Origin of the sequence: Cohnella sp. (genome assembly GCF_041641335.1) — a bacterium.
Taxonomy (GTDB): Bacteria; Bacillota; Bacilli; order Paenibacillales; family Paenibacillaceae; genus Cohnella.
Genome location: NZ_JBEPYQ010000149.1, coordinates 1 through 11,316, shown reverse-complemented (window position 1 = coordinate 11,316; position 11,316 = coordinate 1). Strand labels below are relative to the sequence as shown.

The following is an 11,316-nucleotide window of genomic DNA, read 5'->3' as shown; positions in this document are numbered from 1 at the left end:
GCCTCCATCTCCGGATAGAGCCGCGCCAAGTAATGCGTCAGCCCCACGCGGAACGGAATCGCCTGCAGCGAATCGGAGAAATTGGCGACCCGATCCTTGCACAAATAAGCCGACTGCTGGAACAGCGCGATGCTTCTAACCTTCGGCTTCGCGAACAGGTCGATCCGCCCCCCCGTGCGCTTGCTCAACAGATCGGCGAAACAGACGTAGTAGCCGAACCCGTAATTCCAATAGCCGAGCCCCTCCAGGCAAGCCCCGTCTTCCCCGAACCCTTCCAAGTAGCAATCCAGCGCAGGCAGCGCTTTGGCGATCACGGCATCGAGCTCCGCGGAATCGGTCATCCGCAGCAAAGCCGCCGAGCCGATCGAGCCTCCGCATACGGCGGCCCAATTATGCTCTGCCGTCTCCCAATGATGGGGACCGTGCCGCAGCAGCGGCTCGATCAACCGCTCCGTCACCGCGCGATCGATCGCCTCCGTCAACTCCGGCGGAAGCCGATCGCCGAGCAGGCACGCGATCTCGCTTAACGTAAACCCGGTCTCCGAGGAGAACAAATCGATCGTCTTCGCGGCATCCGTCCCTTTCACATGAGCGGGAAGACACCAGGTTCGCTCTTCGAGTATGGCCCGTACCGTCTCCAGCAGCTTCCCGTAAAACCGCTCCTCGGCAGGCTCCAGCAAGCTGAGCAGCGCGAAGGCGTTCAGCCTTCTCCGTCGCTCGAAATACGCTCGCTCGTACTCCAGGCGGGAGCCCGTTCGCTCGAAGATCGCGAACAGCTCCTCCGTCAGCTCCTGAAGCGGCTCCGCAGACAGCCGCTCCCCTTCCTCGCGAACCTCCGCGGCCAATCCCGCGAACTCCGCCGCCGTCGCGGCCCGCCCCCAGAAATCGGCCCCGCTCTCTCCCGCGGGATAGTAGAGTTCGTCCACGCTCCGCCCGATCCATTCCACGATGACCTTCCCCTTTCGCCGAGCCGTCCTACTTGCGATATTCCATCGGCGTTAAGCCCGCATGAGCCTTGAATGTTTTAATGAAATAGCTCTGATTGTCATAGCCTAACATCTCCGATATTTCCCCGACCGTATGGGACGTCTGGTCCAGCAGCTCCTTGGCCCGGTCCATCTTCATCCGCGTTACGTATTCGATGAATGTCTCGCCCGTCACCTTCTTGAACATCCGGCTGAAATAGCTGGCGTTCAGGTGCAGGCTGTCGGCCACCTCGTCCAGAGAGATGCGGCGATGAAGATTGAGGGATACGTATTTGCACGCCTCCTTCACCTCCGGCCGTTTGTTGATCGAGGCCGCCCGATCCCCTTCTTCCGAGGCGGCCAGCTGGCCGCTTAGCCATTCGCGAAGCTCGCGAACCGAATCGATCGCCGAGATTTCCTTGTGCAGCGTATCCGCGGAATAACCCGACCGGACGTACTGCAAGGTGCGCAGCTTCAGCTTCAAATCCAGCACCAGCTTCAACGCCCAATCCTTCACCGCGGCAGGAGGATACCTGCTCCGGATAATGCGCTCGATCCAGGCATCCGCCATCCGGCAAGCGTCGGAATGCCTTCCGTCGATCAACGCTTCCCTCAGCTCGGAATTGGCGGCATCGTAATGGACGAACAGATCCTCCTCGCACAGCTCCTCCGTTCTCTGCTTCGTTACAGCGCCGGATTCCAGATAAAACCTCTGATCCTCGTCCATGACCAATTCGTACAAATTGCGCTTAAGCGCCCTCGTCGCCCCGCACTCCGTGCCGAGCACGAACGACATGCGGATTTTGAGCACGGCCCATACGGCCTTCTGGACGGTCCGGCACAGCTCCGCGGCCCGGTCGTACGCGTTCGTCTTCAGGCTCTGCTTGTACGAGAACAGCAGCAGATGCTTCCGCTCGCTGTAAGCGACGTGCAGCGTCCGAAGCTCCAGCCCGGTCAGCACCTCGGTTATGACGTTGGCCACGGCGAACCGGAGCGTCTGCTCCGAGGCGAAGCGCTGCTTGGCGCGAGCGTAATCCTCGACGTAGCCGATCGCGGGAAGGCAACATGTCTCTTCCGTGAACAGGCCGAAGCCGTTCGCCTCCGTCATCCATTCGTCTGCCGACAGCAGCGGCTGGTGAATGAAGTTTTTGAACGCCTGCTCCTTGCGCAGCTCCTTGGCGTCGTTCGCCAGCGCATGAAGCCGCAGCCGTTCCCCGCTTATCTGCCGGTCGGCGTCCAAATCTTCCTTGAACCGCTCCAGCATCGGCACGAGATCGCCGGGCTGCAGCGTTTCCTTAAGCAAATACTCCTGCACGCTAAGCCTCATCGCCTGCTGGGCGTATGAAAACTCGTTATGACAGGACAGAATGACGATCCGGGTATCCGGCTTCCGTTCCTTGATCTTCGCGCACAGCTCCAGCCCGTTCATCTTCGGCATGCCGATGTCGGTAATGAGCACGTCCGGCATTTCCGACTGCGCATGATCCCAGGCGACCGCGCCGTTCTCGAACGCTCCGATCAGGCGAAATCCCCGGGCTTCCCAATCGATCGATTCCGACAGCAGCTCCAGAACGGGATAGTCGTCGTCTACCAGCATGACGTTATACATGGCCATCCATCCTCTCGTAAGCGATCGTCACCCGGATCAACGTTCCGGCTTCCTTGCGGCTCTCCACCGCGATAGAGAACCGGTCTCCGCACAGCATCGTCATTCTCTCGACCACGTTCGTCAAGCCCATTCCCGAGAAGGCCGTTCCGGCCCCGATTCCGGCAGCGGCCGCCGGCTCCGCCCTCTGCGCCCCCTGGTCGTCCATCGCGCGCCGCAGCTTGCGGTTCAGCGAAGCGACGGCTTCCTCGTCCATGCCGACGCCGTCGTCCTCCGCCGAGAGGCGAAGCGCGCCCTCCTCCATCTCCGCGCGGATGCGAATCCGCCCCGCCTTCTGGTTGAAGCCGTGAATGAGCGCGTTCTCCACGATCGGCTGCAGGAAGAAGCGCGGAACCCGCACGAGCATCGCCTCGGCCGCGATGTCCAGCGACAGCTCCACTTTCTCCTTCTGACGCAGATTCATCAGCTCCACGTAGTGGGTAAGCAGTTCAAGCTCCTCGTGCAGGCTGATCTCGTCCGCGTCGCTGTTGATCGTCATTCGCAGCAGCGTCGAGAGCGAGCCGATCATTTTCGCGCTGTCCGCATCCCCGCCCCGCATCACCCTCATGCGAATGGAATTCAGAACGTTAAACAAGAAATGCGGATGAATTTGCGCCTGCAGCATCTTCAGCTCGGCCTTGCGCTTACGCGCCTGCGTATCGGAAATTTCCGCGATCATCTCCTGAATCCGGTCCAGCATCTGGTCGAACAGGAAACCGAGGCGTCCGATCTCGTCCGTCCCTCGAACCCCCGATCTGACGCTCAGATTCCCTCTCTGCACGCTTGAAGTCGTTCGCCCTAGCTGCACGAGCGGCTTCGTGAAGGCACGAAGCAGAACGAGCAGAATAAGCAGAAATACCGCAAGGGAGGAAAGCTGCACGACGAACACCTGGTTGAAAATCGAGCTGATGTCGACGATCGCCTCGCTGTAGCGCTGCTTGGATACGAGCCGCCAATCGTTGAACGAGAACGGCTTCTCCGTAATCAAATACTTCTCGCCGTCTATCGTTCGAATCGAAGTATGAAGAATTCCCGTCGATTCCCCGGCTTCCGTGAACGTCTGTCCGATTCGCGACGCGTCGCCGCTGGACAAAATCCGGCCTTTCTCGTCCAGCAGCATCATCTCTTGATCGGAGCTGAGCCTTTCGAACAGGCGCCTCACCTGCTTTTCCATAACGGTAATGACGACGTACCCGTAAATACGCGAATCGTCCCTGCGCAGCGTGCGGGCGAGCGACAGCTGGTAAGGGCTCTCCTCCGACATATAGGCAAACACGGTCGGGCTTGCTCCGATCCAATGGGAGCTCGGCCACTTCAAGCCGTCCAGCCGTTCGAACCACGGCTCCTCCTTCAGCAGCAGCGGATTGTAGTCGCTCGTGGAATAATTGGTAAAGAAAGTGTCGTCGGTAAGCAGCACGGTAATATAGCTTTTTTCGCTGACGGTCAGGCTGTCGAGCTGCTCGATAATTCTTTTCTGATCCGTAAAATTCAAATAAGCATCGCGGCTCTGGGCGTTGCCCGAGACGACCAGCTTGAAATAGCTGGTCATGTCCGCGTTCGTCTGAACGTAGTTCGCCATGTTCAACATGCTGACCAGCAGGTTCGACACCGAGCTTTCCGCCAGCAGCAAGGAATCCTGAGCGTTGGATACCGCCTGGCGCTGTACGGCGTCCTTGGTCAGGGAGGTGTAGATGAACTGAGTCAGTACCGCTGGAATCAAAATGCAAGCGATTGCGGCAATCATCAGCTTATGACGTATCGACCGCAATCCGAACCATTTGTCCAATCGCAGCATGCCGCATTCCTCCATCTATAAGCCCGGTCGCCAAGTTCGATTGCAGGCTTGCAGGACGACCTCTATAACAAAGGGAGACAGCGACTGGGCTGTCCCCTTAATCTCAGTATAGCACGTTACTTTTTGTTCGCTTCGATAATTTGCTGCGCGCGCTCCTGGCTATTCGTCACCGTCGCGTCGATATCCTGCTGCCCGAGAATGAGCTTCTCGTATTCCTCGTTAACGGCCTTGTAGACTTCGGCTTGATAGGAAGCGGCCGGAATCATCTCCGAAGCTTTGGACACCAGCAGCGTCTGGATCAGCGAGTTTTTGTCGACCAGCCCGGGATTCGCCGTTCCCGCCAAAATCGAATCGATGATCGGCGTCAACTGATCGTTGGATACCTTGCTCCAGGACGGCACGTTCTTCGCCTGCACCAATTGTCCTTCCGTCGTGTACCAGCGCACGAACTTGTAAGCTTCTTCCTTGTTCTTGGAGATGGAAGACACCGCCGTGTAATCCGTCGTCACCGGAGCGTAGCCGATCGGGTCGCCCGCATGGTTTTTCGGGAACGGCGCGACCGCTACGTTAAACGTTAACGGCAGGCTCTCGGTGCCGCCGATCTCCGTGTTCATCCAGCTTCCGATCGTCAGCATGCTGGCGGATTGGTTAAAGAATTGATTCCGGTACGCCAGCTTCTGGGAGATGATGTCCGAATACGGAACGGAGGCTTTGTCTTCCTGCTCCATCTTCACTCGCAGCTCCAGCGTCGCCCTGAAGTTCGGATCGTCCAGATTGGAGGAGCCGTCGGCTTTCAGGAAGTCCGAGTTGGTCGGCTGGTTCATCATCTTCAGCTTGAGGAACTCCATCCAGCCGCCGCCCTGCGGTCCGTGGAAATAGGTGCCGTAACGCTTCGAATTGCCCTCGCCCTTCGTCAACTGCTTCGCGTAGCTCGCATAGTCGTCCCAGGTCCAATCGGTCGGCACGGCCAATCCCGCTTCGTCGAGATGATCCTTGTTCAGCAGCACGTACCACGGATTAAACTTGCCTGGCAGCGCATACACTTTGCCGTTCAGCGTCGTATCGACCTTGTATTCCTCCGATACTTTGTATCCCCCGTTGGCGGCGATGAAATCGTCCAGCGGCTCCGCCATGCCGAGCGAGACCCGCTGCGCGTATCCGGCGGGATCGCTGAACATGAGCACGTCGATCTCCTCTTTGGAGGCGAACGCCAGATCCAGCTTCTTCATGGCCTCCTGCGTGTCGCCCTTATCGCTCAATACGACGACTTCGACTTTAGTGCCCGGATTCGCTTCCTCGTAAGCCTTCAACGTCTGAGACCAATTGTACGTCGACTCGGGTCCGAACGTGTACAGCCGCAGCTTTACGTTTTTGGCCGGCTCGGACGCCGGCTCCGAAGCCGATGCGGATGGAGCGGAAGCGCTCGGACTTGCGCTCGGGCTCGCCGTCTCGTTGTTTTTATTGCTTCCGCAGCCCGCAAGCAGTCCCGCAAGCATGACGCCCGTTGCCATACCGTACAACCACTTCTGTTTTCTCATCGTGACACCCTCCTATTGGATAAGTAATCTGGTGTTGACAATCCACATTATAAAGGCGTCTTTCCGAATCAAATGTAACTATATTTACCTATAATGTAATATTTTTGATCAGTTAGCCTTTCACCCCGCCCAGCGCGATGCCCTCAATGACGCTCTTCTGCCCCATAATAAAGACGATTAGAAGCGGCACGATGGCCGAAACGGCGCCCGCCATAATAAGCGAATAGAACTCGCCGCTCATGGACGTGAACTTCTGCATCGCCAGCGGAATCGTGTACAGGCCGTCGGTTCGCAGGAAGATCAGCGGGTTCTGGTAATCGTTCCACGTCCAGATAAAACGCAGAATCGCATAGGTGGCCACCGCCGGCTTCACGAGCGGAAACGCGATCGACCAGAACGTCCGCAGATGGCCGGCCCCGTCGATCTTCGCCGACTCGATATACTCCTGATTGACCCCCATGAAAAATTGCCGGAGCATAAACGTGCCGAGCACGCTGAAGCTGCTGAGCAGTATAAGGCCGAAGTGGCTGTCGAACAGGCCGATATTGCGGTACAGAATAAATTGCGGAACGAGAATCGCCTGGCTCGGAACCATGTAGGTCGCCAGCACGATCAGGAACAGCCACTTGCCCGCTTTGAACCGCACCTTGGAGAAGCCATAGGCCGCAAGGCTGGAGGTCGTGCAAGAGACGAGCACCGTAATGACGCTGACCTTGATCGAGTTCCAGTAATAGATATAGAAAGGATATCGGCCGAACCACACTTCTTTGTAATTGGCGATCGCGTTCCACTGCTTCGGTATCCATTCGATCGGATAGACGAACACGTCTTTCTCCAGCTTGAAAGAGGTCGTCAGCATCCACAGGAACGGCAGCAGGAACAATAGACTGACGGCGAACAGGATGGCGGTCGTAACGGCTTTGCGCCATTCCAGTCGATGCAAGGTTGCCATGGCGTTTCATCTCCCAATCAATAGTTGACCCATTTTTTCTGCGCGATCCACTGCCCCGCCGTAATCAGGAATACGAACAGGAACAGGACGACGGAGACCGAGGAAGCGTATCCGATCTTCAGGTTGTTGAACGCTTGATCGTACAAATACCAGACCATCAAGCTCGTCGAGCCGATCGGCCCGCCCTGCGTCATGACCGCGATAATATCGAACACTTTAAAGGAAGAAATAATGCCGGTGACGAGCAGGAAAAAGGACGTCGGGGACAGCAGCGGGAACGTAATTCGCGCGAACTTCACCAGGGCGCTCGCTCCGTCGATGTCAGCCGCCTCGTACAGGTCCCGGGGAATCGACTGCAGACCGGCAATGTAAATAATCAGATTGAACCCGATCGAAATCCATACCGTGATCATCATGATGGAGTACAGCGCGAACTTCGGATCGGCGATCCATTTCGGCGGATTGGCGATGCCGATCGCCTGCAGCATCTCGTTGATCGGACCGTACGAAGGATGGAACAGCACCTGCCAGACGACGGCGACCGCAACGATGTTGGAAATGTAGGGCATGAAGTAGGCGACCTTGAAAAAGCCCTTCCAGTAGACGTACCTGTCGATCAGCACGGCCAATACCATCGAGATCAGCATGTAGACGGGCACCGCGAGCAGAAACAAAAAGTTGTTGCGAATCGAGCGAATAAACGCCGGATCGTCCCACAGCTTGCGGAAGTTTTCGAATCCGATCCACTTGATGCCGTCCCAGCCCTGCACGAAATTCCAATCGGCGAGACTGAGAGCGAGCGCCGCCAGAATCGGCAGCAGGACGAGCACGGTCACTCCGATCAGCATCGGGCTCACGAACAGGAATCCGGCCAACGTCTCTCCGGCGGATAGCGATAATCGGCGGCGGGCCGGCTTGACGGCTTCGGGAACCGCGGCGGGTTGAGTCATGTTGAACACCTCGACTTTGAAAATCTGAATACATTAGAACCTTTAATAGAGAAGTCTATCGGCTCGTCATCCTCTGTATGGTGTCATTATATAAAAAAAATACCGTCATCCTTTGACGGTATTTTGATCTCGTACGCGATTTATTTGACTTTCTTCTTATACCAATGCAATCTCCCGAATCTGGACATTCCTCTCTTTGGCCAGGTCGATAAATTGCTCGCCCGCCTTCACGAGCGGGGATTCCATATTATGAGGGTTCAAATAGACGACTTCGGCGGCTCTGCCGTCCGTAAGAACGACGTGTCTGCCGAGCAGCTTCTTCATCAGGTTGTCCAGGAACAGCGATACGATCTGCGGATTCAGCTCGCCGAACTTCCCTTGCCTCATCTGGCTGACGATCTCGTGGAAAGGCGTCGATTCGCGGTAAGGCCGCTTGGAGGACATCGCATGGAAAATGTCGGCGACGGCCACGATCGCGCTGAACGGATCGATCCGGCTCTTGTCCAAACCGTGCGGGTATCCCCGGCCGTCTTCGCGTTCATGGTGCTGCAGCGCGACGAGCGCCACCCGAGGGTGGAGCCCTTCGGCGTTCTTGAGCAGCTCGTACCCGTGCACGGTATGCTGCTTCACGGTCTCGAACTCTTCGTCTGTGAGCGGGCCCGGTTTGTTCAGGATCGATTCCGGGACGTTGACTTTGCCGATATCGTGCAGCGTAGCCGCCAGAGAGAGGATGGCCAGCTCGTCCTCGCTCAAGTTCATCCAGCTGCCGATCAACGTCGCCAGGATGCCGACGCCGATATTATGCTCATACGTATAGTCGTCCTTCGCCTTGACGAGCTCGAACAGATCGAACAAGTCCGAGTTGCCGGACAGATCGCGAATCGCCGGCAGGATTTCCCGGCGGATGTCGGCGAGCGGTATGCGGCCTGAGCCGGCTACGGAAGCGAACAGCTCCTTCGACCGGCTTACCGTCTGCTTAAGCATCTTGCGGTTGCGCGCCCCGTTCCCCTGCGATTCGGGGGGCTGGTCGAGCGAGAGCGTAAATTCGTCGATCTTGTGGTTGTACAGAAGCTTGACGGATTCATAGTTCAGCACCGTCTGGGCAGGGATAATCGTTACGCCATAATTGTTAATTACGTCAGCTAGCACTCTTCGTCCGATTAAATGCTCCATGTATACGCTCCCATTTGTAAATTCCTAGGATATATCATAACACAGATTCGCCCGGAAATAGGAGGAAAAAGTTATACAATTGTTCATTTCCAGGGTGAATATGATAAAATTTTTGTTAATTCAACATGAAGGAGCTGCCTATGTTTATCTTGATTGGACTATTGTTTCTGGCTTTATACGGCGTTCTCGTCTTCTATATCGGCTGGAGCGGCTGGAAATGGATGAAGCCGATGGTCTCGGCCCGCTTCAAGTGGCTGTACGTCGTCGCTCTCGTCTTCCTCGCTTCGTCGTTCATTCTTGGCCGCTTCGTCGGCAGCGTTCCCGCCATAAGCATATTGGGCTCTTACTGGCTGGCCGCGTTCTCGCTGCTGCTTATGCTGCTGCCGATCGTCCATCTCTGCTTGTGGCTGTTCCGGCTGACAAGCCTGCCGCGGCATCGCTTGCAGAAGTGGGCCGGCTCTGTCACTTTGCTGATTCTCGCGTCACTGCTTTCCTACGGAACGATTAACGCATACAGCCCGGTCGTCCGCAGCTATGAGATTTGCATCGACAAGCAGGCGGGCGATCTCCGGGAGCTGAACGTCGTCATGGCGGCGGACATGCACTTCGGCCTGCTCTCCGGCAAAGCGCACGCCAAGCGCATGGTGGAGGAGATCAACGCGCTGAAGCCCGATCTCGTGCTGTATCCGGGGGATATTATCGACGACAATCTCGACGTCTATCTCGACAAGGGCATCGGCGAGATCATCTCCGGCGTGCAGGCGACCTACGGCGTGTACGCCTCGCTGGGCAACCACGACAAATACAAGGGCAGGATGGAAGAGCTGATAGACGCCCTTGAGCGGAGCGGGATGGACGTTCTGTACGACGAGGCTTTGTCGCTGGGAGGCAAGCTGACGCTGATCGGCCGCAAGGACAAGACCGAGAGCGACCGCGCCGCGCTGGAGACGCTCATGGCCGACATTCCGCGCGACAGCCCGATCGTCCTGCTGGACCATCAACCTTACGGGTTGGATATCGCGGCGGACAACGGCGTCGACCTAATGGTATCCGGCCATACGCACCGCGGTCAGATCGCTCCGGCCCACCTGATCACCAAGGCGCTGTACGAGAACGATTGGGGCCACATGCAGAAGGGAAGCTTCCATTCCATCGTCACGTCCGGCTATGGCTTCTGGGGACCTCCGATTCGCTTGGGCAGCCGCTCGGAAATCGTGCAGATTACGATCGGCTTCTCCTCCTGAACTCCCCTGGGGTATTGCCTTCCTCCTTCAGGAAATATCGTAGAACGACGGTTCGCTATGATAGCCGACCAGCTCCGCGATCTGCTTGACGAGCAGATCCGTCGTATTCAAGTATCTCTTGGCCGCCTCCATCCGGCAGTAGATCAGGAACCGGATCGGACCCGCAGCGAGCATGAACAGGAGATGAAACGCGACGGGAACCATGAAGCCCCCCGGTTGGTCGGACAGGTTCGTCAAATCGGTTGATCTTCCGGGGGAAAAATCCCATCCAGCTTTAAGCGGAGGCAAGGCACGGTCGGCGAGGTCAGCGTTTGCTCCTCCGTCAGCGTCGCTACCGCCGCATATTTCCCGTCCAGAAGAACAAACTGCTCTACGAACCGGTGAACGGGATCGACCAGCCAATATTCGCGCACGCCGAATTTCTCGTAGCCGTTCTTTTTGATCGTCTTGTCCCGGCGTCCCGTGCTTGCAGATAAAATCTCTACAACCAGATCGGGCGCGCCGTAGATATATCCGTCCCGGATAATGCCGCGATTCGCGTTGGCAATATAAATCAAGTCCGGCTGAAAAATGTTGTTCTCGTCGAAATGGACATCAAGAGGTGCGAACAGCACCTCTCCGTCCGCCGCACAGTCATTATGAAAAGCGAGATGGAGTTTCGCCAGTACCCGCTGATGCACGTATATTGGAGACGACAGGAAATCATACCGCACTCCTTCGATAATCTCATACCTCTCGTCAATCAGATAGTTTTCCGGGGTCTCCTTGACTTTCCCCTGCTTGTCCTTGGCTTCGCTTTCGTCGTTCCCCTCGTCCTCCCGCAAGATGTCTCCCAGATTTAAGTTTAGGCAAGGCACGGTCGGCGAGGTCAGCGTCTGCTCTTCCGTCAGCGTCGCCACCGCTGCGTACTTCCCGTCCATGAGAACGAACTGCTCTACGAACCGGTGAACGGGATCGACCAGCCAATATTCGCGCACGCCGAATTTCTCGTAGCCGTTCTTTTTGATCGTCTTGTCCCGGCGTCCCGTGCTTGCAGATAAAATCTCTACAACCA

General features: G+C 56.9%; 9 protein-coding genes and 1 pseudogene. 1 reads left to right on the top strand and 9 read right to left on the bottom strand.

Going from position 1 to position 11,316, the window contains the following annotated elements; all coding sequences use genetic code 11:
- The 7 genes and pseudogenes from ACESLM_RS29475 to ACESLM_RS29445 all read right to left on the bottom strand — a co-directional run.
- Positions 1-947: pseudogene (locus ACESLM_RS29475) on the bottom strand (hypothetical protein); the annotation flags it as partial.
- Between the two features lie 28 nt (positions 948-975).
- Positions 976-2,574 (bottom strand): response regulator transcription factor, encoded by a 1,599-nt coding sequence (locus ACESLM_RS29470; RefSeq protein ID WP_372638057.1) that lies wholly within the window; start codon positions 2,572-2,574, stop codon positions 976-978.
- The gene (locus ACESLM_RS29465; RefSeq protein ID WP_372638054.1) at positions 2,567-4,405 is read right to left on the bottom strand and encodes a sensor histidine kinase; all 1,839 of its coding nucleotides are present in this window, start codon (positions 4,403-4,405) and stop codon (positions 2,567-2,569) included. Before ACESLM_RS29465 ends, ACESLM_RS29470 begins: the two co-directional genes overlap by 8 nt.
- Before the next feature lie 116 nt (positions 4,406-4,521).
- Complete coding sequence (locus ACESLM_RS29460) at positions 4,522-5,943, bottom strand: ABC transporter substrate-binding protein (RefSeq protein WP_372638051.1); 1,422 nt, start codon at positions 5,941-5,943, stop codon at positions 4,522-4,524.
- Positions 5,944-6,055: 112 nt separating this feature from the next.
- The gene (locus ACESLM_RS29455) at positions 6,056-6,895 is read right to left on the bottom strand and encodes a carbohydrate ABC transporter permease (RefSeq protein ID WP_372638046.1); all 840 of its coding nucleotides are present in this window, start codon (positions 6,893-6,895) and stop codon (positions 6,056-6,058) included.
- 17 nt (positions 6,896-6,912) lie between these two features.
- On the bottom strand, positions 6,913-7,845 hold the full coding sequence (locus tag ACESLM_RS29450; protein ID WP_094044294.1) for a carbohydrate ABC transporter permease: 933 nt from the start codon (positions 7,843-7,845) through the stop codon (positions 6,913-6,915).
- Between the two features lie 156 nt (positions 7,846-8,001).
- Complete coding sequence (locus ACESLM_RS29445; RefSeq protein ID WP_372638043.1) at positions 8,002-9,018, bottom strand: HD-GYP domain-containing protein; 1,017 nt, start codon at positions 9,016-9,018, stop codon at positions 8,002-8,004.
- Positions 9,019-9,158: 140 nt separating this feature from the next.
- On the opposite strand from ACESLM_RS29445, the gene ACESLM_RS29440 reads away from it, so the two are divergent.
- On the top strand, positions 9,159-10,262 hold the full coding sequence (locus tag ACESLM_RS29440; RefSeq protein WP_372638040.1) for a metallophosphoesterase: 1,104 nt from the start codon (positions 9,159-9,161) through the stop codon (positions 10,260-10,262).
- A 27-nt stretch (positions 10,263-10,289) separates the two neighbouring features.
- On the opposite strand, the gene ACESLM_RS29435 is transcribed toward ACESLM_RS29440, so the two are convergent.
- Positions 10,290-10,499 (bottom strand): helix-turn-helix transcriptional regulator, encoded by a 210-nt coding sequence (locus tag ACESLM_RS29435; protein ID WP_372638037.1) that lies wholly within the window; start codon positions 10,497-10,499, stop codon positions 10,290-10,292.
- The coding region (locus tag ACESLM_RS29430) for a Uma2 family endonuclease (RefSeq protein ID WP_372638034.1) at positions 10,496-11,316 on the bottom strand (821 nt) is incomplete at its 5' end. The genes ACESLM_RS29430 and ACESLM_RS29435, both read right to left, overlap by 4 nt.

Excerpts from the sequence above, each read along its gene's own strand:
- ACESLM_RS29470 (WP_372638057.1), bottom strand. The coding sequence starts at position 2,574 with ATGTATAACGTCATGCTGGTAGACGACGACTATCCCGTTCTGGAGCTG.
- ACESLM_RS29465 (WP_372638054.1), bottom strand. The coding sequence starts at position 4,405 with ATGCTGCGATTGGACAAATGGTTCGGATTGCGGTCGATACGTCATAAG.
- ACESLM_RS29460 (WP_372638051.1), bottom strand. The coding sequence starts at position 5,943 with ATGAGAAAACAGAAGTGGTTGTACGGTATGGCAACGGGCGTCATGCTT.
- ACESLM_RS29455 (WP_372638046.1), bottom strand. The coding sequence starts at position 6,895 with ATGGCAACCTTGCATCGACTGGAATGGCGCAAAGCCGTTACGACCGCC.
- ACESLM_RS29450 (WP_094044294.1), bottom strand. The coding sequence starts at position 7,845 with ATGACTCAACCCGCCGCGGTTCCCGAAGCCGTCAAGCCGGCCCGCCGC.
- ACESLM_RS29445 (WP_372638043.1), bottom strand. The coding sequence starts at position 9,018 with ATGGAGCATTTAATCGGACGAAGAGTGCTAGCTGACGTAATTAACAAT.
- ACESLM_RS29440 (WP_372638040.1), top strand. The coding sequence starts at position 9,159 with ATGTTTATCTTGATTGGACTATTGTTTCTGGCTTTATACGGCGTTCTC.